Origin of the sequence: Idiomarina sp. PL1-037, from assembly GCF_034422975.1 — a bacterium.
GTDB lineage: Bacteria > Pseudomonadota > Gammaproteobacteria > Enterobacterales > Alteromonadaceae > Idiomarina.
Genome location: NZ_CP139873.1, coordinates 2,696,685 through 2,720,280, shown reverse-complemented (window position 1 = coordinate 2,720,280; position 23,596 = coordinate 2,696,685). Strand labels below are relative to the sequence as shown.

Below are 23,596 nucleotides of genomic sequence, written 5' to 3'. Positions count from 1 at the left end.
AAATGGGCTTGGAGCCACTAAATTGGCAGGTGTGGGTAAGCCTGTTGGCGGTTTTGATAAGCCAGAATATCTGGTTTTTGAATGACGCCTTTATCAATATTGATGGCCCGACGTATGGTTTCATTTTGCTGCCAGCCATCCGGTCCTGCGGCTATTGCCGGTAAATGGAACACCAATGCGGCGGAAATGGAGCGTGAGGCACTTTCCCAAAAATAGCTGGGCGTATGGTCAACGGCGTAGTAATCCACTTTTTCGACTTGAAACATGGGATTTTTAAAGGTGGTTGGTTTAGCAAAATAAAAACCCATACCTTCGTCACAACTGACATCAATAATCAAACAACCCGGTTTGAGACAAGCTTTTTCTTGTTCGATGACAAAGTCGATAGGGTGGTTGGTGTCTTGATAGATGCCATTGATAATGAGCCCCGATTCGCTGATCAAATCACACAGTGGCCTTTCTGTACCGTCATGTTCAACCACCATCATTCTTGCTTGACCGGCAGCGCCTGCTCTTAACCAAACATAATGACAATCGAGGACTTCTTCACGGACCTCATGATCAGGTCGCTGAATGCAGATAGTAATATCGCGAAAGCCATGGGCTTTGAGTGCATAAATAGCCCCACGACTGACAGCACCAAAACTGAAGATAAGCGCTTTACGCTGATTACCATAATGGCCGTCTATGCCCTTAAGCTGGAGCGCATGGATCACCCCGCAATATCCCGCCATCTCATTATTTTTATAGAATGTATGGCGGCCAACCTGGCCTTGGGGGCCCCAGACATACATATCTTCAAAAGCGATTAAAGTCTGTTTTCTATCAATGGCAATCTGGGTGACTTCCCGTTGTTGTGTGCAATGAGGATAACCCCAGAGTACGCCGCCGATCCGCAATTGCTCAAAATCGGCAAGTACTGGTTTGGCGATAACAACCGTGTTCATGGTTTCTAATAACTCGTCTCTTGATGCCAATCCGCCCACCTGAGCCGCGAGTTCAGCATCATCAATACCAAAGCGTTCGCCATAGCCTGTTTCAAAAATGAGTTGCTTACGTATTTTTTCGGGGAGCCTCGATAAATGTTCCGGATGTATCGGCACGCGCCGTTCATCTTCCTTTTTAGAGCTGCCAATAACGCCTAGTGAAGTCATATTCATGGTATTGCCTCGTGCTTGAGCGTTTGAACCAACAGTGGTTGGCAATTCTTACTGCAAGCGAGAATGAAATGTGCAGGTACTTTGATGTGGAGAATAGGTTTTGATTGTAAATGCGAGAAGACTGGAGCTTGTGAACCTAAAAAAGCTATGCTGAGAGTGTAACACAGTTCGGGTTTTCTATCTGAATATTAAGAGCAACCTACCTACAACTCCGACCCACAAGCAAAACCACTACTCCACGCCCACTGAAAGTTGAATCCTCCCAACCAGCCGGTTACGTCCAGCACTTCGCCAATAAAGTACAGGCCAGGTTGTTTCTGGCTTTCCATGGTTTTGGAGCTAACTTCGTCGACGTTTACGCCGCCTAGAGTGACTTCGGCGGTGCGGTAGCCTTCGGTGCCGTTGGGTTTTAGCTGCCAGCGGTTAAGGTTGTCGGCTATGGCCTGAAACTGGGCGTTCGAGGTATCGGCCAGCTTATTGCTCAGCGGCCATTGGTGGTGCTCTGCTAATGCGGTCACCACTCGTTTGGGGAAGTGTTGCTGCAATACGGTATTGAGTTGGGTTTTGGGTTGTTGCTGCTGTTGCGTTTTCAGCCACTCAAAAGCGTCTAAGTCGGGCAGCAGGTTAATGGTCACGGCTTCGCCGGGCAGCCAGTAGGAGGAAACCTGCAAAATAGCAGGACCGCTGACGCCGCGGTGGGTAAACAGCATGGCTTCACGGAAATAACCGTCGTGGGCTTCTGCGCTTACGGGTACAGCTACGCCGGAAAGCTCGGCAAAGCGCGCTTTCTCGTCATCCTGCAGGGTAAAAGGCACTAAACCGGCGCGTACCGGCACAATGGAATGCCCAAACTGTTCGGCAATTTGATACCCCAACGGGGTGGCGCCCAATTTGGGCATAGATAACCCACCACAGGCAATAACCAGTTTGTCGCAGCTATAGTCGCCGCGGTTGGTTTCAATGCGGTAGTTGTCGTCGTAGTCTACCGACACAATCTCGGTGCGTAACTGAACTTTGGCGCCGTGCCGGTCGCATTCGCTCATCAGCATGCGCACAATGTCTTTGGCGGAGTCGTCGCAAAACAACTGGCCTAAGGTTTTTTCGTGGTAGGCAATGCCGTATTCAGCCACCAGGCCAATAAAGTCCCATTGGGTATAGCGGCTGAGTGCCGACTTGCAAAAATGCGGGTTGGAAGACAGAAAATTCTCGGGGCCGGTGTACATATTGGTGAAATTGCAGCGACCGCCACCGGAAATCAGAATTTTCTTACCTGCCTGCTTGGCGTGATCCAATACCAGCACCGACTTACCGCGCTGTGCGGCATGGGCGGCGCAATGCAGCCCCGCCGCGCCGGCACCAATAATAATCACATCCCACTTCGACATTATTTTTGCAACTGCTTCAGTATGTACTCGGCTTTGCTTACTTCAAAGGACTTGTCCTCTTCTACAAACACGCCTTTGACTTTGCCGTCGGTGATGATCATCGCGTAGCGCTTAGAACGTATACCACCGAAGTTGCCGGTGTCCATGCTAAGGCCCATTATCTGGTTGTACGCGCCATTGCCGTCGGACAATAACCGAACCTTTTCTCCGATCCCTAGCGACTCGCCCCAGGCCTTCATAACAAAGGCGTCGTTTACGGCCACACAATTAATGCTCAGAACACCTGCTTCTTTTAATGCATCGGCGTGTTCTACGTAGCCGGGCAGATGTTTCTCCGAACAGGTCGGAGTAAAGGCGCCAGGGACTGAAAACAGTACGTGTGTGCCTTTGGCAAATATCTCTGCCGGGTCGTAGTTCTGAATGCCAAGATCACCTTTGCTGGTCAGTGAACCTGATGGAATTTTATCGCCTTCTTTAATTTGCTGACTCATGAAAACCTCGTTTTATATAAACATCAAAGCGATGTTTTTTACTCTTAATTTGACTGTTTGGTTCACGCCCGGCCAGAAAAGGTGCGCTGTTCGGGCGCTTAACTACGACTCGGTATTTGGCCAGGGCGATGGCGGGTTCCAGCAGGGTATCGGCGTCTTCGTCACTGCCCACCAACTGCTGGAACATTTGCATGTCTTTTTTTACCTGGGCCTTTTGCTTGCCGGTTTTTGGGTACATGGGGTCTAAATAAACCACGTCAGGCTCATGGGTGAAGCCTTTACCCGTATATAAATTGTCAGTACCGATTAAATGCATTCGCTGGCAGGTTTCACCAATGAAGTCGGCTTCTTGTTGGGCTCTGTGCAGGCCGTTATCGAGCAAAGCAGCTACAACCGGGTGACGTTCAATTAACTGTACGTCACAGCCCAGACCGGCCAGTACAAAGGCGTCTCGCCCCAGGCCGGCGGTTCCGTCGACAACCGATGGTTTAAACTGCCCGGTGACACCAACTGCTTTAGCAATAGCTTCGTTTTTTAACTGTGTGTTCTGAGCACGGTAGGCCGCTTTGCCCTGATGAAAGTCGACCACTAAAGGCGACATTTTTTGCGGGCTCCCCAGCCAGTTAAGAGCCAGTACGTTGTCGGTCAGACAAAGTTGAAAAACGTCATTATTCGTGGCTTCCGACGGGAGGCCCCAACGCTTGGCGATAGCCTTTGCTGCAGCGGTTTCAGCATCGCTGTCTGCAAGAATGGGAACCCGAGCCGTAGTTGTCACTGCGCAGCCTTGCGTTGCATATCAATGTGTGGAATATCGTCTTCCAGATACTCTTCGCTGATGGCCTCAAAGCCAAAGCTTTGGTAGAACTTCAGCAGATAAACCTGTGCGCCTACCCGAATTGGGGCTTTGGGGGCATACTCTTCAAGATAGTCGATGCTGCGCTGCATAACTTCAACACCCAGCTTCTGACCTCGCACTTTTTCGTGCGTTATCACTCGGCCAATACGTGAATAGCCGGTGTCCGCGGTGGCCAGGTATAGCCGGGCGTAGGCGATCATCTCGTCAGCCTCATTGCGGGCGTACAAATGTAAGGCCTGCTCATCTGCACCGTCGGCGTCCAGGTATGGACAGATTTGCTCTACCACGAAAACTTCCTGCCGAAGTTTCAGTAAGTCGTAGAGATCATGCAGAGAAAGGTCGTTAAATGCTTTTAAGTGCCAGTTCATGTGCCTACTTTCTTCAATGAGTTGCTAAGAGAAACCACGTTACTTTTATTGACTTCGCTATCATACAAGGCCAACAGCTCGGCTACAGGTTTGCGACCGTCGCCTTTTTGACTGATGCTGCGCGAAACCGACAAGCTGCTGATATCAGCGTGCTTGTACAAGGCGCGGGTGAGGTCGGTGTCGTGGTTGCTGATCAGTACCGGAATGTGGCGTTTTTTTGCAACCTGTACCGCTCGGCGAGCTAACTCGTCCTGATCGGTCAGGCCAAAGCCACCGGTGGCGTAGCTGGTAAAGTTAGAGCTCTGGTCCAGCGGTGCGTAGGGCGGGTCGCAATAAATTACATCGCCTTGTCGCGCGCGGCGAAATACCTGCTCAAACGGGCGGCAAATAAACTTAGCCTTGCGCGCTTTCTCGGCAAAGTGTTCGAGCTCTTTTTCCGGGAAATAGGGTTTGCGGTAGTCACCAAAGGGCACGTTAAAAATGCCTTTGCTGTTATAGCGACACAGGCCGTTGTAGCCGTGGCGGTTCATATATAAAAAAAGCAAAGAGCGAAAGTAAGGGTCGCTGCTGGCATTAAAGGCGGCGCGCAGGGCGTAATAAGCGTCGGCCTGGTTGTTACGATCAACGAAGAGTTTGCGGGCGTCCTGAATAAAAGTTTTCGGACGGCGCTTCACAAACTGATACAGGGTAATGAGGTCCTGATTAATGTCGTTAAGCAGGTAGCTGTCGTAGTCGGTATTCAGAAAGACTGAACCGGCGCCCACAAAAGGCTCGATGAGCTTTTTACCTTGCGGCAAGCGTGCTGTTATCGGCTCGATAAGTGAGTACTTACCGCCTGCCCATTTTAAAAATGCCCGATTCTTCTTCATGCGCCGGCCGTTGGTTTATCCTTTGCGGATTGTAACCCAAAGGCCGGGGGATGAAAATTGCTGACTGTGTGATTCGTCCGGCTACTGGCTATTAATGTCGCTTTGTACACTGGCAAACGACTTAGCCCAGGGTTCCATTTGCTGTACTTCAGCTGGCAACTGCGTGGCGGCTGCACGTGCTTGCTCAATGCCGGGGTAGCTGCCAAAAATAACCACATAACGTTGGTCGGCGCGCTGATAAACCTGGGTATTTCCGGCTATGTCGTAGTCGTTACGGAAATCGCGCAGTAGCTGCGGGTCGCTGATAATGCTGATTTGCAGCGTATAGTTACCGGAGCTCTGATCCAGCGCCCATTGGGTCTGGAACGGTAGCGCACGTTGGGGCTGCTGCGGTTGCGGCTTAGGTTGTTCTGCTTGAACTTCCGGTTCCGGCTCGGCTACAACGGTATCAATGCCCGACTCAGCTGCGGACGGTTGGTCAGATGAACCAACAGGCTCGGCTTCCTGTGGCTGTTGTTTTTTAATAAAGCCCAGCGAAATTTCGCCCTCTGTAATTTCAGAGGCCGCGACGGTGTTTAATGTGCCTAACGCATTGCGGTAAGACGCCGCTAATTCTGCAGGAACCAGTTCTAAAGAGCGCTCGGTTAAAGGCTCAAAACTTGGCAGGCTGGCGGCTTGCTCTGTTGCTTCTGCTGTTGTTTCAGCCGCGCTCTCTGCCGTGTTATTTGCAGCGTTTCCGGCGGTTGTTTCTGCTGGTGCCGGTGATTCAGGATTCACTTGCTGCCAATAGGCGGTTAACTGCTCTTTATTCAAAAAGCCGGCAAAAGCCAGACTAATAACCACTGTAACTAAAATAATGGGCCAAAGGCGCATTTTCCGACGGTTGCTTTGTTCCGGGCTATGTTTTGCTTTGCTCTGCTCGCTAGCGTCTTTACCGTCGGCATTCTTGTCGGAATTCTCGTCTGTCGTGGTATCGCGATAACGGGCAGCCTGAGTGGTCAGAGTAAATTGCAGACGTTGCTGAATTTCACCGGGAAACCCATGAATGGAATTTAAAAATTGCTGAATGCGTTCCAGATTCCAGAAGCTGCGTTGTTTTTCTGGCAATAAAGCCTGCACAAAGCGAATTTGCTCGTCATGGCTAAGCGGCTGAACTTCTATCATAGTTGGTCCCTGCACACGCAGGTGTGGTGCCGGACGCTGCTGCTGAGCCCAGCGACTGTCGCCGGTAATAATAATGCTGGTGCGCTGACCAATGGCACTCAGTTGGGTAACGGTAGAAATGCATTCGGCCATAAAGCTTTCGGACAGCTGTTCACCGTTATCAATAACAACAATGGCGTGCTTTAGCGGGCGCTGGCGTTGAATTTGGCGACTTAACGACTCGTCGTTAATGCTGATAGTACCGAACAGTTGGTTCAGAATTTGGGCGCGGAGCCGGTCATTGGTGGAACGCTCGTTGGCGCTGATAAAAGCGACTTCAGCGTATTCTGACGCTTGTTCAAGAAAGACTTCAGCAATGGTGGTTTTGCCGCTGCCTTCTTTACCGTGCAGCATAATAAGCGACACGCTCTGCTGGCACTGCTCGTGCAGCTGGTCAATAACCTGCTGTTGGCTCGGTTTGGTTTTTACCGGCGCGGCAACAATATGTTGTGGGCTTGCAAGTGCTTGCATCTGTCTGTTCCTGTCTGTCAGCCGAATAGAGATAACGCCCAGGCGTTAGCAACATTCAGTGATCACAGCAGCAACGGTATTGTGTTCTACAGTACTGACAACTTCAGCCTGACCAATAGCAACCGGAAGAACAAAATGCAGCTGACCGTCTTTTACTTTTTTATCGCGCTGCATGTAATCTAACCAGTCCTGCCAGGGCATTTGTGGCCCCTTTGTTGGCAAGCTAAGTGCCAGCAGTAAATCTTTAATGCGTCGAAAATCTGACGAATTGAGCCGCTGTGTCACTTCTGACAGCTTAGATGCAATTATAATGCCAGCAGCTACAGCCTCGCCGTGTGTCCAGGCGCCGTATTCGGTGGCGGCTTCAATGGCGTGGCCAAAGGTGTGGCCTAAATTCAGCAATGCCCGCAGGCCTTTCTCGCGCTCGTCTAACGCCACAACGTCGGCTTTAATTTCGCAACTGCGTTGAATAGCGTAGGTCAGTGCGGCCGGGTCTTGCTGATTTAATTCTTCGGTATGTTGTTCCAGCCATTGGAAAAAGTCGGCGTCGTAGATAACACCGTATTTTACGATTTCGGCTAAACCGCTACGGTAGTCACGTTCGGTAAGGGTTTGCAGGCAGTCAATATCAATGACCACAGACTTAGGCTGATAAAAAGCGCCAATCAGGTTTTTGCCCTGGGGGTGATTCACCGCTGTTTTCCCGCCCACGGATGAGTCAACTTGCGACAATAACGTGGTCGGAATTTGGTAAAAGTCGACACCGCGTTGAAACGTTGACGCCACAAAACCGGCTAAATCACCTACCACGCCGCCGCCTAAGGCAATGATGCCACAGTCGCGGTTAAAGCCTGCGTCTATCAGAATATCCATGGCCTCGGCGTAGCTGTCCAGGCTTTTGAACTGCTCGCCATCGCGCATTTCAAACACTTTCACCTGGTGACCGGCAAGGCTTTTTAATAACGGCTTAAGGTAGTACTGACTAATGGTCGGGTTGGTGATGACCAGCAGTTGTTGATTAAGTGTGTGCGGAAGGCGCTCTACATAGTTGGGTAACAGGGCGTTACCAATGTAGATAGTGTAGCTGCGTTCACCTAAAGAGACGTTAACCTCAGCCATGAACGCAGCCCCTAATCTTACCCGAGTCCGGTAATAGATTCGAGTTGATCGATAATGTCGTTGACGACGAATTTTGCACTTTGCTCATCGGTTTGCACCGTGATATCGGCAATTTCTTCGTACAAAGGATCGCGCTCTTGTGCCAGCTCTTCAAGCACTTTGCGTGGGTCTTCAGCTTCGGCAATTAGAGGCCGGCGCTTATCACGCTGAGTACGAGCCAACTGCTTCTCGATAGGGGTTTTTAAATACACTACCACACCCCGAGCCGATAACCGATTACGGCTTTCTTTGCTCATGACCGAGCCGCCACCTGTCGCTAAGACGATGCCCATATTTTCGGTAAGCTCTTCGATCACTTTTTCTTCGCGTGCACGAAAGCCTTCTTCACCTTCGAGCTCGAACACCCAACTGATTTCGGCACCGGTACGGCGCTCAATTTCAGAATCTGAGTCGTAGAACTCTAAATGTAATTGTCTGGCGATTTGACGGCCAATCGTACTTTTGCCAGCCCCCATGGGCCCAACAAGAAAAATATTACGTTTCTCAGCCATATTCCTGCTTACATCATTGGTTAAAATTAGCTGTAACTCACGAATCCGGAGTGTCTGGAGACGTCCCCCAACCCAACGAAAAGAAGCGCGATTATCGCAACTTGAGCCCACTTTAGCAATAGTAATCGGCTTTTGGACTAACTTTGTGGCAATATCGTTGGTGTTACAAAAATCATAAGTTCCCGCTTTTCATCGCGTTGCTGCTGATGAGAGAACAATTTCCCGATTAATGGCAGCGTCCCTAAGATGGGGACGCGACTGTCATCATTCAAGTTATGTTCCTGAAAGATTCCGCCCAGAACGATAGTTTCTCCATTTTTTGCCAGCACCCGAGTCGACATTTCCTGAGTGTCGATAGCAACAGCGGGGCCGGTTGGGGTGGCAACGGTATCGCCGCGCGTGTTCTGAGTAATGGTCAATTCCATTAAAACATGGTTATTGGGCGTAATTTGCGGCGTAACGCTTAAGCCCATAACCGCTTTTTTAAACTGCACGGCGGTAGCACCATGTGCGGCGGTTTCAACATAAGGTATTTCGGTGCCTTGCTCTATGTAAGCGGGCTGTTGGTTCGACGTGAAAATTTTTGGGCTGGTAATAATTTCTGCTTTGTTCTCCTGCTCCAGCGCAGTGAGTTCGAGATCCAGCAGAATATCGTCACTCAGCCGCGCCAAATTGGCAGAAAAAGTACCGGCGGGTGCGGCGGTAGGCAGGTCTACCTGCATGCCTTTAACAAAACTGCCTGCGTCCTCGGGTATCGCCAGACCGTATTCCGAAACGCCCCAGCGAATGCCTAGCTCTTTACTGACATTCGCTTTTACGGTGACCATGCGGGCTTCAATCAGCACCTGCTTAACCGGCACATCCAGGTCATTAACTAACTGACGTATGGAGTTCAGCTGTTCTGGTGTGTCCCTTACTATAAGGGTATTGGTACGTTCGTCGACACTTACCGCGCCGTTTGGTGAGAGAAAGCTCTGCTCCTCGTTCTTTAACAGCTTGGCTAAGTCGCTGGCTTTTGCAAAGTTAACGCTGAGTAAAATAGAGCGATACTCGCTGCTATCTGTGGGGTGTTCACCCGCAACATCAATGCGCAGCATAGAGCCCTGCAAACGAATAGCGAGATCATGACTCTCAATTAACGTTGCAAACGCGTCCTGCCACGCGACACCGTTGAGTTTCAGGCTGGACTCACCTTTCACGTTGTCCGTCATCAATATGTTCAGCTGATGCTGATCCGCTAATAATTGTATGAGTTCCCGCAGTGGCATTTTGCGAGTGTTGAGTGACACTGGTTGTAAGCGCTGCTGTTCGCTAAGCAGGCTTTGCCAGTTCTTCTCAGTTGCATAGACTGGCGACACAAACTGCAAACTCAGAGTAGCCAGCAGTAAAAAGACATAAAAAGAGAGTCGTGTTGGTATCATTGTGAGGAACTGTCCTTAGTTAAATGGAGTTTCAGCGGCTTTGCTGACCAGCATCCCGCTTGCTTTTGCCAACGCTTAAATTCGGCGTATTCGCCGTTAACGTCTTGCAGCTGCATGAGTGGGTCAGCTATCCAGCTACTCTCCGTGAGTGTCAGCGGTGGTTGATTCGGTATTTTCAGCAGAGCTTTTTTAACCGGAGAGGTTTGAGTAGCAATTAACTGCACCAGCGACCAGTCACTAATTCGAATATCGCTTAGTTGCTCAGGTTGCCCCAAACATTTTATAGGCTCTGCGATAACGTCCGGAAAGTCTGATTTAAACAACGAATGAGCGCTAAGTTCTGAGGGCGCTGGGCTGCCAGCCGATAACCAGAGAAATTGCCAGCTTAATTTGCCACTGTTTTCCCCGGTATCCCGCCACTTTAATGTTTGCGTAAACGGGAACGGCTGTCGCATTTCCTGCTGCGCCTGCATGATAGAAGCGACCAACCGCAAAGCGTTCTGGTAAGTTCCGTTAGCACCAACCAGCCACTGCTCAGCGTTTTCCGGGCTTTGTTGATAATAAAGGTCGACGTTGTGTTGCCTTGCCGCCTGCGTTAATAAAGTGGAGACGTCCGTTTCTGGATGCTCCGTCAAAACTGGCTCGGTTTGTTCAGGAACCCCGGGAACGGACTGCTGTAGTTGTTTCTGTTGCGTCCTAAGCTGCTCATTCAGCTGGCTTGCCTGATAGCCGGTAAGAAAGTAGCTGACACTAATAGCCGCTACCGTGAAAAGCAGAACAGCGCTGCCCCATAACCATAAGGGTTTTTTAAATGATTCAGCCATTCTGTTCAGCTCCGCTGTCCACGTTTTTCTGAGGACTTGTGTAGGAGAACACCACACCTTGCTGAGGCAGTAGTTGCTGTCTTAGTCCGGGTTTTACTAACTGCTTTTCCAGCCATAGATACTGTTCATTAACCTGCTGTATCTGCCGGTAGATGGCGGTGAGCTTCATTTGTGACTGGCTTAAGGAAAGCTCGCGCTGCTGGAATTGGTGCCGTGTTCGCTCAAGCAGAGCGTAAAATGCGTTGAGCATCTCGTGGCTAGTATGCTTTCGGTGGATAAAGGCCTTTTGCAACTGTTGCTGTTTTTGGTAAATCTGCCAGCGTTTTCGTTGAGCGTTCTGCTTTTCCAGTACCAGCTTTTGCTCCGCCAGCTGGTGCTTTAAGTTGCTCAGGTAGCTCTCATAAGAAATGACCCACTGTACAGATAAAATGCTGATAATAAGCAGCAGGAGAATACCCAGACAATGCAGTGCGCGGTAGCGCAGCCATACGCTTTGTTCCCGCCACTGCAACAGGTTTAGCGATGCCATTGACTGAACCCCCGCAAAGCTAAACCCAGTAGTACTAGCTCGTTGTCCAGGGCTGAAATAATGGGGGCGACGTTGTTCTGGAAAAAGGGCGCCGTAGAAAGCGCCAGATGCTTCAGTTGTTGCTGATTAGAAAGTTGTCGTTCAAGTTGCGACTGAATGGCTTTATCGCCAAAACTCATTACCCAGCTGAATTGATGAGAAAGCTGAGCCTTAAGCAAAAAGCTCACTAAATTGTTGGTGTCGACAGAGTCCAGCCGCTGAAAGACGCCGTTTTTACAATAAAGCAAAATGGATTGTTGCTGACGGAGATCAACGACTACCCACTTCATATTGGTCTCGAACTTGGTATTGTCAGGCCAAAGGTAAGGCAATACCGCATTAGCTGCCCGTACTACTGACTGATATACGGGTTCAATCACCTGCACCGGCATTTTCAGTGGTGCCAGTAATGCCAATAAATTCTCCAGTGCCGAGCGCTGGCCAATAATCGCTTCTGCTTCTTGCCCGTGGCTATGAGTGCAGTAGTCGTAGCTTATGCCGGTATTGCGTTTTAATTGTGGTGGTAATTTCTCTAGTAATTGCTCTTCAACTTGCTGGTTATTGTCTAACGGAATTTTCTGATAGTGGGTTGCGCTGTAGTCCAGTGCCGAGACAATGCTGTCTGGTTTTAAGCCCTTGTCGGTTAAACTGCTCTGGTGCTGCTGCGAAAAATGTTCGACAACAAAATGCCGCCTCCTGCGGGACAATTGTAAAACCAGACAGTTTTCACGATTAATTTGCACAGCAAGTGGTTGTTGCCGAAGTAATGACATTAGACAATATCCTTATTGTAGAAAAGCCAGATGCAAGCGTAGTGTTGTGAACAAAAATCCTCCATAATAGTCAGTAAGACTTATGAGCTAATTTATGTCGGCAATTTCGGTTTCAACACTCAGGTGTAATTTTTGGTTTAAGTTCTGGCGTAATAAAATGAAGTCATGGAGCAGATAATTGAAGTGGTTTAAGCGGCTAATCTACACCTTGCTGGTGTGTATTCTTCTTGGCGGGGTAACGGTTGGTAGCCTTTACTTATATGTTAAGCCCGAGCTACCCAGTGTGGAAACCCTACGGGACGTGCGTTTGCAAACACCTATGCAGGTGTTTACCGCAGACGGTGAGTTGATTTCGCAGTTTGGTGAAAAACGTCGCATTCCGGTGGACTTAGAAGACGTCCCCCAACCTCTTATTGATGCTTTTCTGGCAACCGAAGACAGTCGCTTTTATCAACATTTTGGTGTTGACCCAATTGGTGTTGCCCGTGCCTTTAGCGTATTGCTCACCACCGGTGAAATTCAGGAAGGTGCTAGTACCATTACCATGCAGCTGGCGCGAAACTTTTTCCTGAGCTTTGATCGGGCCTGGATGCGCAAGGTGAAAGAATCTTTTATTGCGGTTCACATTGAACAGCTGCTGAGTAAAGATGAAATTCTTGAGCTTTATCTGAATAAAATTACCTTTGGCCACCGTGCCCATGGTGTTGGTGCTGCCGCCCAAGTGTATTACGGTAAGCCGCTAAGCGAACTGACGCTGGCGCAAATGGCAACTATTGCCGGTTTGCCTAAAGCGCCATCTAACCTGAACCCCATCTCAAACCCCATCGCCTCTAAAGCGCGTCGCCGCGTTGTGCTATTGCGCATGCTCGATGAAAAGAAAATTACGCGCGCAGAGTTTGAAGAAGCTGCTAATGCACCCGTTACAGCCCGTCGACACGGTGCCGAAGTGACAGTTAATGCGCCTTATCTGGCGGAAATGGTGCGTCAGGAAATGGTGGATCGTTATGGTGAAGACAAAGCCTATAACGAAGGCTACAAAGTTTACACAACCATAAGAAGTGACGTACAGCTGGCTGCGCGTCAGTCTATCTGGGATAACCTGCACAGTTATGATGAGCGACACGGCTACCGCGGTCCCGTCAGCATATTGTGGTCTGCAGAGAAAAACGAAGAGCCTGTTAAAGAACCTGCTATACGACAGTATCTGGAGCAGTTGCGTGTTATTGGTGCAGTAACGCCGGCGGTTGTGACCGCAGTCGGAGAGCAGTCGGCTGAGGTATTAGTTAAGGGTGAGGGCAAGTTAACCCTGCCATGGAAAGCGATGCACTGGGCTCGAGAGTATCTGAACGAGGAACGCCAGGGACCGCCACCGGAAACCGCAGATGAAATTATGCAACCGGGTCATGTTATTTGGCTGCGCCGGGTGAATGACGACAGCGAATGGCGACTGGCGCAAATTCCTGAGCCAAGTTCTGCAGTGGTATCTTTGCGCCCGGACGATGGCGCTGTTGCCGCTGTTGTGGGTGGTTACAGTTTCCAGCTGAGCCAATACAACCGTGCGTTGCAGGCAGAGCGTCAGGTAGGTTCTAATATTAAACCTTTGATTTACTCAGCTGCGTTTGAAGAAGGTTTAACCCTGGCTACGCTGGTGAACGATGCACCCATTAATCAGTGGAACCCTGGCTCTGGCGTAGCCTGGCGACCGAAAAACTCGCCGGAAGTCTATGAAGGCCCTATCCGTTTGCGTAAAGCTCTGGCTAAGTCCAAGAACGTAGTTTCGGTGCGTTTAATTCGCGAATTGGGGGTTAAAAAAGTGGCGGATCATTTGGCTAAGTTTGGTCTCGATCGCTCAAAAATCCCTGAAAACGAATCGCTTTCTCTGGGTTCTTTGTCAATGACCCCCATGCAAGTGGCTCGTGCTTATGCGGCGTTTTCTAACGGCGGTTTTCTGGTAGAACCCTACTTTATCAAACGCATTGAAGGCGCCGACGGCAACGTGATTGAGGAAACCGACCCGCTGCGCGCCTGTTTTGACTGTGACAAGCCAGCTCCGCAGATCATTAGCGAGCAAAATGCGTTTTTGGTTGAGCAGGCAATGAACTCAGCAGTATGGGGCGGTGGCAGCTGGGCGAATGGCACAGGCTGGAACGGTACGTCCTGGCGTATTCAGCGTTCTAAACCCATTAATGAAGCTGTTGGTCGCAACATTGCCGGTAAAACCGGTACCACTAACGATGTCCGTGATACTTGGTTCTCAGGTTTTACATCAAACCTTGCGACAACTGTGTGGGTGGGGTTTGATGACGTTTCCCGTAAACTGGGACGCACGTCGAAGCACCCTGAAGTTGATTCCAGTCAGCAGGCAATCACCGGCGGTGAAGCGGGTGCGAAAACCGCGTTGCCAGGCTGGATCTTGTTTATGGAAAAAGCACTGCCATTGTTTCCGTCGAGTGACTTTGGCATTCCGCCGGGAGTGGTGAATGTCCGTATTGACTTAGAAAGTGGAAAGTTATCACACAAAAGTGACTACACCACGCGGTTTGAATACTTTATACGTGGTACAGAACCAACGGAGTACAGTCGTGATAACGGTCAGTCTAATGGCGATATCTTTCAAGAAGATGATGACGACTTATTCTAGCCAGATAAAATCTGTGTAATAACAAATTAGTGGGAGCGTTAAGCTCCCACTGCCAGTTTACTCAGTAACTGATTTAGGTCCGACTGCACGCCACCGGCGGTAACGTGTTTACCCGCGCCAGGCCCGCTAATAACTAATGGCATTTCTGAATACCAGTCGGTGTAGATAACAAAGATGTTTTCACCGGGTATTAAGTTAGCCAGCATGTCTCCTTCCGGAATGTACTCAATACCAACCTGAGCAGTAACTCTTTGTTCGTCACTGACGGTAAAGCTGGCCAGCAGTCGCGGTACTTTGCCGTCTTTAGCCGCTTCGTCCAGCATGGCTGTCATAGGCTCATCAAGTTCCGATAAGCGCTGCATAAACTCGCTAAGTGGCAAGTCACGTAAATGTTCCGGCACCAGACTTTTTACTTCAATGTCCTGCCAGTCCAGTTTTAAGCCAATTTCGCGTGCCAGAATCAGTAACTTACGCACCAAGTCCTGACAGGACAAATCTTCACGGGGGTCAGGCTCGCTGTAACCCCGCTCTTTGGCTTCTTTTACCAGTGAACTGAACGTGACTCCTTTGGTGAAATTCTCAAACAGCCAGGACATGGTGCCTGAGAAAATGCCGGAGATACTGCGAATTTCGTCGCCGGAATTACGCAAGTCGTTTATGGCATAATTCAGCGGTAATCCGGCACCCACCGTGGTGTTGTACAGCCATTCGCGCTTGTACTCGTGCTGAATGGTACGAATTTCCCGGTACAGCGCCTCGTCGGCAGAGCCAGCGCGCTTATTGGCGCTGATAATATGCAGGCCGTTTGCGAACAAGCTGGGATACAGCTGCGCGACTTGTTGGGCGTCGGTTAAATCAATCACCACCAGTTCGTCGTATGGCGCATTGGGTAGCTCGCGCAGCAGTTCCGTGAGTACATAGGGTCGTGCCAGGCGGTCGAAGTCTTCGGCCCACTGAGTGAGCTCTACGCCATTGTAATCCAGCCATAAACGCCGGGAGTTAGCGATGCCCATAACCCGAACGTCCATCACTTGATTAATACGGTCACGCTGCTGGCGGAACAGTTCCAGCCAGGCTGTCCCAATGTTGCCGCGCCCAATAACCAGCACGCCCAGGCTGCGACGGTAGTTAAATAATTGGCTGTGCAGACGATTGAGTAAACGGTTATCAAGCTTTTGCTCCAGAATAGCAACAGCAGAGTCACCGCTCTGCGTCAGAGCAAAGCGTCGTACTTTTTGTTCGGAAAGTTGCAGTTTAAAGGTCGAGAACTGGTCGGTTTCCTGAATGCGGTTACCGACAATGGCCAGCATGGAATAGCCGCGAATTTGAGTTATGGCGTCACCGGCCCCCAGACTGTCTAACCAGCCGGTCAGGTAGTCTAAGTGGTTTTGATGAAACACCAGATATTGCTGATGATTCTCCGGCTCGGTCCAGCTGACCAGCGGCTCTAACTCCAGTTCGTCCAGACGTTTTACTAAGGCTTTATCGTGCAGCTCAACCTTAAAGAGCACCACCTCAGACAGTGAAGTGAAGACTTTTCCGCGAGGCTGGGTATTCTGGAACTGACCAATACGCGTTTGCTGATTTTCTACTTTCAAACTGGAGCGAACGGAAATGACCATGCGCTGGCGGTCGACCGGCTGAAAGGTTCTTGGATGCAAAACCGGGCTGCCAAGACGCGCTAGTTCTTCGGCTTCGGTCCAGTCTAATGTCGGTAAGCTGACTACGCGCTCAACTTTACGCGGGTCTGCCGAATAAACGCCGGCCACGTCTTTCCAGATAGTAACCTGGCGTGTATCCAGCAGACTGCCGACTAAGGTCGCTGAATAGTCACTGCCGTTACGCCCCAGAGTTAAGCTCTCGCCGTTTAAACCGCGGGCGATAAAGCCAGTAACAATAAAGCGGGTGCCCGAGTGAGGAGCTACTCTTTGTAATAGCTTTTCACGAGAGTGTTCTACCTGAATAACGGGCTCAGGGGCATCTGCGGCGAGTAAAAAGTCCCGGGCATCAATGTGGTCGGCGCGGGTGCCCTGTTTTTGCAGTAAAGCTGATAACAAGCGGGCGGACCAAAGCTCACCGTAGGACAGTAACTCGGCGTTATGGTTAATGATTTCGTCGCCCTCTAACCATTGACGCCAGCGGATGAAATCTTGCTGAGATTGTTGCAGCAGTTGCTGCTGTAAGTTACCGCTTAATAGTTCGGTGATCAGCCCTTGCTGAAAACTCTCTAATTGATCGAGCAGAATGCTGGCGGTGTCGCCCGGCTGTGCTTTGGCATTAATAATGGCAAGAATGCGGTTGGTTGTGTCTCCGGCTGCGGAAACGACGACTAGGTCGCTGGCACCGGCGTACTCGGTTACAATACGGGCAACGCGGCGATAGCAGAACGCATCGGCAAGACTGCTGCCACCAAACTTATGCACCTGAACGCTGTCGGCAACGGCTTGCTTTTGCTCTTCTGTGAGCTGAGTTGTTGTCATTCCGCCTTCCTTAACTACTCGCTTAAATTAGGTAACTGCTACTAAGGCTAAAATATTGTCAGGCAAATGTCAGTAACTTTTAGCCATCTAGACGGATAAAATTTGACGGGGTCGCTCATTCGGGTACAATTCATTATAACTTATGTGGTTTTGTTATATAGTGGGATAGTAACAATGAAATGGAACGGCGAATATATTTACCCTTATGCTGAACACGGTCGTAAGAGTCAGCAGGTGAAAAAAGTTACGGTCTCAATACCCACGCGTGTATTAAAGGTACTGACCGATGAACGAACCCGTCGCCAAGTTAATAATCTTCGCCATGCTACCAACAGCGAACTGCTTTGCGAGGCGTTTTTACATGCTTTTACCGGTCAGCCACTGCCGGAAGATGAAGACTTACAAAAGTCCAATCCGAATAAAATCCCCAAGGCCGTGCGCGAAGAGCTGGAAGCCCGGGGATTACCTATTCCGACCGACGAAGAGCTCGACGATTAATCCTGCATATAATTTTTCGGTAAATCGATTTTAGCTGCGCCGGACTTCACCGCAGCTTCCGCAACGGCACGCGAGACCCGTGAGCACAAGCGCGGGTCAATTGGCTTAGGAATAATATAATCACGACCGAAGGTTAATTCTTTGACGCCGGCTGCTTTTAATACTGATTCCGGCACTGGCTCTTTCGCCAGCTGGCGAATGGCCTCTACTGAGGCAACCTTCATTTCGTCATTAATCGCTGTAGCTCGCACATCTAACGCGCCGCGAAACATAAACGGGAAGCATAAAACGTTGTTCACCTGGTTCGGGTAGTCCGAGCGCCCGGTTCCCATAATCAGGTCATCACGTGCCGCCATAGCGGTTTCTGGTTTAATCTCCGGGTCTGGGTTAGAGCAGGCAAACAGAACGGGGTTTGGCGCCATAAGTTTCAACTCTTCTGCGCTGAGTAAGTTTGGCCCTGAAACACCCACGAAGATATCGGCACCTTCAATAACGTCTTTTAGCGTACGTTTGTCGGTATTGTTGGCAAACAGCTGTTTGTATTCATTTAAGTCATCACGACGGGTGTGAATAACGCCTTTTGAGTCGAGCATATAAATGTGCTCACGTTGCGCGCCACATTTAATTAAAAGTTCCATACAGGCGATGGCGGCAGCACCGGCACCAAGACACACAATGCGAGATTCCGATAGCGTTTTGCCCTGAATTTCCAGTGCATTCAGCATACCGGCGGCAGTCACAATAGCAGTACCATGCTGATCATCGTGAAACACCGGAACATTGCAACGCTCTATTAAAGCTTGTTCAATTTCAAAGCATTCGGGCGCTTTTATGTCTTCTAAATTAATACCACCAAAAGTGTCGGCAATGTTAGCAACGGTATTGATAAAGTCTTGCGTGGTACGGTGACTCACTTCAATATCAATAGAGTCCAGTCCGGCAAAGCGCTTGAATAATAGAGCCTTACCTTCCATTACCGGTTTTGACGCCAGTGGTCCCAAATTTCCCAAACCAAGAATAGCCGTTCCGTTGGTAATAACCGCCACCATGTTGCCCTTGGCAGTATAACGGTAAGCAGCGTCCGGGTCCTGAGCAATTTCCCGAACCGGTTCTGCTACGCCCGGGCTGTAGGCGAGAGCTAGATCTTTGCTGGTTTCAGCAGGAGTGGTCAGTTCAACCGAGATTTTACCCGGAGTCGGGTATTCGTGGTAATCCAGTGCTTGTTGGCGAAAATCTGTCATGCGGTGATACCTGAGTCTGGTTATCAGAATGCTAATTAGTCTATCGCTTTTAGGCTAAGAAACAAATCTTACCTGCGTCTTTATGCTCTTAATAAGGCTAACTAAATTTAACGAGTGTTTAAAAGTACACCAGTTAACTTTTCTTTAACAACGGGAGGTTTAGGCGAGCGGACACAAAAAAAGGCGCTGTTTAGCGCCTTTCTCTTAAAATCTGCTGTTAAGCAACGTTTTCTATAGGTTTTCCCAGGCTTATTTCTTGCCCAGAGCGCCAAAACGTTTCTTAAACTTATCAACACGACCGCCAGTGTCCATTACACGCTGCTTACCAGTGTAGAACGGGTGGCACTCTGAACAGACGTCCAGGTGAAGATCTTCTGAGCGGGTTGAACGCGTTTCGAACGTGTGACCGCAAGAACAGCTGACTTTTAAAGTCTCGTACTTAGGATGAATACCTTGTTTCATGGGGTTACCTCAGTTATGGGCCGCATCGCCATTCGATCCAAAGCCGAACACCATGCGCAAAAAAACATCAATGAATTAAGAGCCGCGCATTTTATGTGATCCTGCGTCTGTGATCAAGCAGAATCTGCTGCCTTGTATTCTGCGCGGCGGCGTTCCAGAATAGAGCCATGAAGCAAGCCAACACCGGCAGCGAACGACGTTATAAAGTCGCACTGCCGCTACCTCTTCGACAAACCTATGACTATCTGTGCAAAAGTGCCGAGCCACTGCCGCAGGGAGTCCGCGTGCGTGTGCCTTTTGGCCAGCGTCAGTTAGTGGGGTATGTGGTGGCCGAAGCCACTGACGAACCGCCAGAATTTGCACTGAAAGCGGTTGTTTCGGTATTGGATGAGCAGCGACTGTGGCCGCGTGATATCTGGCAACTGGTTCGCTGGTCAGCTGATTATTATCACCACTCGTTGGGTGACGTTGCTGCCAATAGCCTGCCAGTTTTATTGCGTAAAGGCGATGCGGCGGAATACCTGACCGAAACTTTTTATGCGTTGACCGATTTAGGCCGGGCTCAATCCATTAATGATTTAAAAGGGGCTGCAAGACAACAGCAGGTGCTGGCGGCGCTCAAGAATCAGCCGCTCAGGCGTAGTGATTTAACCGACATGGGCGTAACCTCAGCCGTGCTTCGTACCTTGCAGGATAAAGGCTGGATTGACGTGCGCGAGCAGGCTCCGATTAAGAATCAGGGCTGGCAAGAACAATCATCGGTGCTAAAAGAGCAGGGTCATGCGCTAAATACCGAGCAGGCAGTCGCGGTTTCAACCATTAACCAACAGCAAAAGCACAGTGCGCTGCTGCTGGAAGGGGTTACCGGTAGTGGTAAAACCGAAGTGTATTTGCAGGCTATGGAGCCGGTGCTGGAGCGCGGAGAGCAAGTGTTGGTGCTGGTACCGGAAATAGGCCTGACCCCACAGACTTTGCAGCGCTTTAAAGAACGCTTTGACGCGCCGGTGGTCATGCTGCACTCAGGTATGAGTGACAGAGAACGTTTAAATACCTGGCTGGATGCAAAACACGGTCATGCGGCAATTATTATCGGTACCCGGTCGGCGGTGTTTACACCCTGTCAGAAACTCGGGCTTATTGTGGTCGATGAAGAACATGACTTGTCCTACAAACAACAGGACGGCTTTCGTTACCATGCCCGGGACATTGCCATTAAACGGGCGTCGTTGCTGAATATTCCGCTGGTGCTGGGTAGTGCAACGGCCTCGCTGGAAACTTTGAATAACGCGGTTAGTAAGCGTTTTCACTGGCTTAAGCTGGGGCAGCGAGCTGGTGGCGCACAAATGGTTAAACACGAACTTATTGACCTGAAACAGCAGCCCATTAAAGCCGGCGTTTCTAAAGCATTGCAGGAACAAATTCAGGTAGAAATTGAACGCGGTAACCAGGTACTGCTGTTCCTTAACCGTCGTGGTTTTGCACCGGCGTTAATGTGTCACGAATGTGGCTGGCTGGCGCAGTGCCATCGTTGTGACGCTTATTACACCGTACATAAAGCTCATCACCAGTTGCAGTGTCACCATTGCGGTAGCCAGCAGCGCATACCTAAGCAGTGCGGTTCCTGTGGTTCCACGCACTTAATTTCGCACGGCGTGGGTACCGAGCAGTTAGAGCACAGCCTGAAAGAGATGTTTCCCGGGCGCGGCGTGTTACGCATTGACCGGGACTCCACCCGCCGCAAAGGCCAACTGGATGATTACCTGCAAAAAGCCACAAATAACGAGTACCCCTTGTTGGTAGGCACGCAGATGTTGGCCAAAGGCCATCATTTTCCGCATGTCACTCTGGTGGCGCTGCTGGATGTCGATGGTGCGCTGTACAGTGCGGACTTCCGGGCAGCAGAGCGCCTGGGCCAGCTTTATACTCAGGTGGCGGGTCGCGCCGGGCGGGAGCACAAAGCCGGAAAGGTGGTATTGCAAACCCATCATCCGGAACACGACTTAATTCAGGACTTACTCAACAACGGCTATTCACACTTTGCCCTGACCGCGCTTGCCGAACGCCAGCAAAGCGAGCTGCCGCCATTCTCTTATTTGGCGCTGTTCCGTGGCGAAGCAACCGACAGAGATTCAGTGGTACAGGCCATGACTCAGATTCAACAACTAATGCCGCAGGTGGACGGTGCATTTTTACTGGGGCCGATGCCAGCCTTAATGGAGCGTAAAGCGGGTCGTTACCGCTATCAATTGCTGTTACATTGTCAGTCGCGAAAATTGCGTTTTCAGCTTATTGAACACTTGTTGCCGCAAATTAACGCCTTGCCGTTATTGAAAAAAGTGCGCTGGTCGCTGGATATTGATCCGCAAGACTTCAGCTGATTAACAACTAAGCGGTTTTTTTTATCGAGCGTAGCGATTAAACTAAGCGCTTTGAATTTCCTCTTCGATTTTTCATACAGGTAGTCGCATTAATGAAAGAACAACTTGAACAGTTACTGGCCGAAGCCATTGGTCAACTTAAAGCACAGGGCACAATTCCGGCGGATCACTCAGTAAACATTCAGTTGGACCGACCCCGCGATAAGTCGCACGGTGACTTTGCGACGAATCTGGCATTAATGCTGGCAAAGCCGGCGAAATCGAATCCGCGACAGTTGGCAGAAGCCATTGTTGCTGCGGTTCCGGAAAACACTCTGCTGTCGAAAATGGACATTGCGGGTCCGGGTTTTATTAACTTCACCATTTCGCAGGACCAGCTGAAAGACCAGCTAACCGCTATGCTGAACAGCGACAGCCTGAACGTGGATGTGGCTGACGAAAGCAAAACTATTGTTATTGACTACTCTTCGCCTAACCTGGCGAAAGAAATGCACGTGGGCCATTTACGTTCAGCCATTATTGGTGATGCCGTGTCACGCGTGTGCGAGTTTTTAGGTCATAAAGTCGTTCGCCAGAACCACGTGGGTGACTGGGGTACGCAGTTCGGTATGCTTTTAGCGTACATGGAAGCGCTGGATAACCAGTCGGCAGAATATGAGCTGAGCAACCTGGAAACCTTTTATAAAGCCGCCAAGCAGCGTTTTGACGAAAGCGAAGAATTCGCTGACCGTGCACGTCAGCTGGTGGTTAAACTGCAGTCGGGCGACGAGTATTGTCTGAAGCTGTGGAATCAGTTTATTGATGTGTCATTGAGCCACTGTCAGGACGTTTACGACCGCCTGGGTGTTAAGCTGACTCGTGACGATGTAATGGCAGAAAGTGCCTACAACGACAAATTGCCGGGCGTTATTGAGCACCTTCGCGAGAAAGGCCTGTTGACTGAAGATCAGGGCGCGCAGTGCGTGTTCCTTGAAGAATACAAAGGCAAAGAAGGCGAGCCGCTGCCTATTATTGTGCAGAAAAAAGGCGGAGGGTATCTTTATGCCACTACCGACTTAGCCGCCATTGAATACCGTCAGAAAGAACTGGGCGGTGATCATTTGATGTACTTTGTGGATGCCCGTCAGTCGCTGCATTTCGACCAAATATTCACGCTGGCGCGCAAAGCCGGTTTTGTGGAAGGCGATATACAGCTGAACCATTACGGCTTTGGTACCGTGATGGGTAAGGACGGTAAACCTTACAAAAGTCGCGACGGCGGTGTGACCAAACTGGCTGACTTATTAGATGAAGCCGAACGTCGTGCGCTGGAATTATTGCAGCAAAAAACTACCGACCTTACCGAAGAGCAGCAGAAACGAGTTGCTGAAGTGGTGGGGATTAGCTCGGTTAAATACGCGGACTTATCGAAAAACCGTACCAGCGACTACATTTTCGACTGGAACCACATGCTGACCTTCGAAGGCAACACGGCACCTTACCTGCTTTATGCTTACACCCGTGTGAACAGTATTTTTGATCGCTTGGGTGACACCGCTTTTGATCGTGACGCAGACATTATTCTGAGTGATGAACGTGAGCTGGCGCTGGCCAATCAGCTGGTTCGTTTTAACGAAGTACTGCATCAGGTTCAGGATAAAGCGATGCCGCATTTCTTATGTGGTTTTCTGTTTGATTTGGCCGGTCGCTTCTCCAGTTTTTACGAAGCCTGCCCAATTTTGAATCAGGAAGACGAAGCGCTTCGTAACAGCCGCCTGAAATTGTCGATGTTAACGGCTAATGTGCTGAAGCAAGGTCTGGAATTGCTGGGCATTCCAACTCTGGAGAAAATGTAACG

Annotated in this window: 20 protein-coding genes; 4 read left to right on the top strand and 16 right to left on the bottom strand. The window is 50.0% G+C overall.

The features are described 5' to 3' along the window. Positions 1-17 precede the first annotated feature (17 nt). From U0358_RS12790 to U0358_RS12730, 13 genes are all read right to left on the bottom strand, one after another. Positions 18-1,160: a N(5)-(carboxyethyl)ornithine synthase gene (locus U0358_RS12790; protein ID WP_322406518.1), complete on the bottom strand. Its 1,143-nt coding sequence runs from the start codon at positions 1,158-1,160 to the stop codon at positions 18-20. Positions 1,161-1,363: 203 nt separating this feature from the next. After that, positions 1,364-2,545 carry a BaiN/RdsA family NAD(P)/FAD-dependent oxidoreductase gene (locus U0358_RS12785; protein ID WP_322406517.1) on the bottom strand — a complete coding sequence of 394 codons (1,182 nt, stop codon included), beginning with the start codon at positions 2,543-2,545 and terminating at the stop codon, positions 1,364-1,366. After that, positions 2,545-3,036 (bottom strand): peroxiredoxin, encoded by a 492-nt coding sequence (locus tag U0358_RS12780; protein ID WP_322406516.1) that lies wholly within the window; start codon positions 3,034-3,036, stop codon positions 2,545-2,547. The genes U0358_RS12785 and U0358_RS12780 overlap by 1 nt, the downstream gene beginning before the upstream one ends. Further along, the gene (locus U0358_RS12775; RefSeq protein ID WP_322406515.1) at positions 3,020-3,811 is read right to left on the bottom strand and encodes a class I SAM-dependent methyltransferase; all 792 of its coding nucleotides are present in this window, start codon (positions 3,809-3,811) and stop codon (positions 3,020-3,022) included. The genes U0358_RS12780 and U0358_RS12775 overlap by 17 nt, the downstream gene beginning before the upstream one ends. Continuing rightward, positions 3,808-4,260: a GNAT family N-acetyltransferase gene (locus tag U0358_RS12770; RefSeq protein WP_322406514.1), complete on the bottom strand. Its 453-nt coding sequence runs from the start codon at positions 4,258-4,260 to the stop codon at positions 3,808-3,810. The genes U0358_RS12775 and U0358_RS12770 overlap by 4 nt, the downstream gene beginning before the upstream one ends. Further along, positions 4,257-5,129, bottom strand: a complete 873-nt coding sequence (locus U0358_RS12765) for a Dam family site-specific DNA-(adenine-N6)-methyltransferase (RefSeq protein ID WP_322406513.1) — start codon at positions 5,127-5,129, stop codon at positions 4,257-4,259. The genes U0358_RS12770 and U0358_RS12765 overlap by 4 nt, the downstream gene beginning before the upstream one ends. A gap of 81 nt (positions 5,130-5,210) precedes the next feature. Further along, positions 5,211-6,803, bottom strand: coding sequence for an AAA family ATPase (locus U0358_RS12760; RefSeq protein WP_322406512.1), 1,593 nt, complete (start codon positions 6,801-6,803; stop codon positions 5,211-5,213). Between the two features lie 45 nt (positions 6,804-6,848). Further along, on the bottom strand, positions 6,849-7,922 hold the full coding sequence (gene aroB / locus U0358_RS12755) for a 3-dehydroquinate synthase (RefSeq protein ID WP_322406511.1): 1,074 nt from the start codon (positions 7,920-7,922) through the stop codon (positions 6,849-6,851). A 17-nt stretch (positions 7,923-7,939) separates the two neighbouring features. Continuing rightward, complete coding sequence (aroK, locus tag U0358_RS12750; RefSeq protein ID WP_317497710.1) at positions 7,940-8,473, bottom strand: shikimate kinase AroK; 534 nt, start codon at positions 8,471-8,473, stop codon at positions 7,940-7,942. A gap of 137 nt (positions 8,474-8,610) precedes the next feature. Then, a complete protein-coding gene (locus U0358_RS12745; protein ID WP_322406510.1) occupies positions 8,611-9,894 on the bottom strand; it encodes a type IV pilus secretin PilQ in 1,284 nt (427 codons plus the stop codon). After that, on the bottom strand, positions 9,891-10,718 hold the full coding sequence (locus U0358_RS12740; protein ID WP_322406509.1) for a hypothetical protein: 828 nt from the start codon (positions 10,716-10,718) through the stop codon (positions 9,891-9,893). The genes U0358_RS12745 and U0358_RS12740 overlap by 4 nt, the downstream gene beginning before the upstream one ends. Next, the gene (locus tag U0358_RS12735) at positions 10,711-11,247 is read right to left on the bottom strand and encodes a hypothetical protein (RefSeq protein WP_322406508.1); all 537 of its coding nucleotides are present in this window, start codon (positions 11,245-11,247) and stop codon (positions 10,711-10,713) included. Before U0358_RS12735 ends, U0358_RS12740 begins: the two co-directional genes overlap by 8 nt. Then, a complete protein-coding gene (locus U0358_RS12730) occupies positions 11,235-12,059 on the bottom strand; it encodes a hypothetical protein (protein WP_322406507.1) in 825 nt (274 codons plus the stop codon). The genes U0358_RS12735 and U0358_RS12730 overlap by 13 nt, the downstream gene beginning before the upstream one ends. A 178-nt stretch (positions 12,060-12,237) precedes the next feature. Here U0358_RS12730 and U0358_RS12725 point away from each other — a divergent pair, with 178 nt between their 5' ends. Next, entirely contained in the window at positions 12,238-14,700 is a 2,463-nt protein-coding gene (locus U0358_RS12725) for a penicillin-binding protein 1A (protein ID WP_317497705.1), read from the top strand. 38 nt (positions 14,701-14,738) lie between these two features. On the opposite strand, the gene U0358_RS12720 is transcribed toward U0358_RS12725, so the two are convergent. Beyond that, positions 14,739-17,180, bottom strand: coding sequence for a bifunctional aspartate kinase/homoserine dehydrogenase II (locus U0358_RS12720; RefSeq protein WP_317497704.1), 2,442 nt, complete (start codon positions 17,178-17,180; stop codon positions 14,739-14,741). Positions 17,181-17,354: 174 nt separating this feature from the next. Here U0358_RS12720 and metJ point away from each other — a divergent pair, with 174 nt between their 5' ends. Next, the gene (gene metJ, locus U0358_RS12715) at positions 17,355-17,678 is read left to right on the top strand and encodes a met regulon transcriptional regulator MetJ (protein ID WP_322406506.1); all 324 of its coding nucleotides are present in this window, start codon (positions 17,355-17,357) and stop codon (positions 17,676-17,678) included. Here metJ and U0358_RS12710 read toward each other — a convergent pair. Then, positions 17,675-18,919, bottom strand: coding sequence for a malic enzyme-like NAD(P)-binding protein (locus U0358_RS12710; protein WP_322406505.1), 1,245 nt, complete (start codon positions 18,917-18,919; stop codon positions 17,675-17,677). The genes metJ and U0358_RS12710 overlap by 4 nt on opposite strands. A gap of 249 nt (positions 18,920-19,168) precedes the next feature. Then, positions 19,169-19,381 carry a 50S ribosomal protein L31 gene (rpmE, locus tag U0358_RS12705; RefSeq protein ID WP_054490333.1) on the bottom strand — a complete coding sequence of 71 codons (213 nt, stop codon included), beginning with the start codon at positions 19,379-19,381 and terminating at the stop codon, positions 19,169-19,171. A gap of 167 nt (positions 19,382-19,548) precedes the next feature. Between rpmE and priA the strand changes: the two genes are divergently transcribed. Both priA and argS read left to right on the top strand, forming a co-directional pair. Beyond that, positions 19,549-21,759 (top strand): primosomal protein N', encoded by a 2,211-nt coding sequence (priA, locus tag U0358_RS12700; RefSeq protein ID WP_322406504.1) that lies wholly within the window; start codon positions 19,549-19,551, stop codon positions 21,757-21,759. 92 nt (positions 21,760-21,851) lie between these two features. After that, positions 21,852-23,594 carry an arginine--tRNA ligase gene (argS, locus tag U0358_RS12695; RefSeq protein ID WP_322406503.1) on the top strand — a complete coding sequence of 581 codons (1,743 nt, stop codon included), beginning with the start codon at positions 21,852-21,854 and terminating at the stop codon, positions 23,592-23,594. The last annotated feature ends 2 nt before the right edge of the window (positions 23,595-23,596 follow it).